The organism is Streptomyces griseoloalbus (genome assembly GCA_014650015.1).
Classification (GTDB): domain Bacteria; phylum Actinomycetota; class Actinomycetes; order Streptomycetales; family Streptomycetaceae; genus Streptomyces; species Streptomyces griseoloalbus.
Genome location: BMUD01000086.1, coordinates 1 through 898, shown reverse-complemented (window position 1 = coordinate 898; position 898 = coordinate 1). Strand labels below are relative to the sequence as shown.

Below are 898 nucleotides of genomic sequence, written 5' to 3'. Positions count from 1 at the left end.
CCATCGACGTCGCCGGCAGACCCTCCGCCCGCCGACGCGCCGCCAACGCGTCCAGGAACACATTCGCCGCGGCGTAATTGCCCTGACCAGCCGTCAGCACCAGACCACCGGCCGACGAGAACAACACGAACGCCGCCAGATCCAGTTCACGGGTGGCCTCGTGCAGCCACCACGCGGCATCCGCCTTCGGAGCCAGCACACCGTCCACCCGCTCCGGCGACAACGCACCCACCAGCCCGTTGTCACCCACACCGGCGGCATGCACGACCGCCAGCAGACCACGGTCCGTCGCGAGTGACGTGACGAGGGTGTGAACCGCCTCCCGGTCCGACACGTCGCAGGCGACGATGTCGACGCGGGCTCCCATCCCCCGCAGTTCGTTCGCGAGTTCGGTGGCGCCGGGTGCGTCGGGGCCGCGCCGGGACGTCAGGACCAGGTCCCGCACCCCACGCTCGGCCACCAGATAGCGGGCGACCACCGCACCCAGACCACCGGTACCACCAGTGACGAGAACCGCACCCGGGGCGTCCAGCGCGGGCACGTCCTCCGACGCAGGCGACGGCAGGCGGGTCAGACGCGGCACCAGCACCGCACCGTCCCGTACCGCCACCTCCGACTCACCGGCGACCACGGCCGCCACGGCCACGTCCACACCGGCGCCCGTGCCGCCGTCGACGTCGGCCAGGGCGAAACGGCCCGGGTTCTCCGCCAGCGCCGCACGCACCAGACCCCACACCGGAGCCTGCACCGGATCACCGCCCGAACCCACCGGAACCGCACCCCGCGTCACCACCACCAGACGCGAACCGGCGAACCGCTCACCGGCCAGCCACTCCTGCACCACACCCAGCACCCGGTACACCACCGACCGCACACCCACCGGCACATCCACACCGGC

The 898-nt window shown here is 72.5% G+C and carries 1 protein-coding gene; it reads right to left on the bottom strand.

Annotated elements, in window-relative coordinates; all coding sequences use genetic code 11:
- Positions 1 to 898 (bottom strand): beta-ketoacyl reductase (locus tag IE178_RS35065; protein WP_193515073.1); only part of this gene is annotated, 898 nt, incomplete at both ends.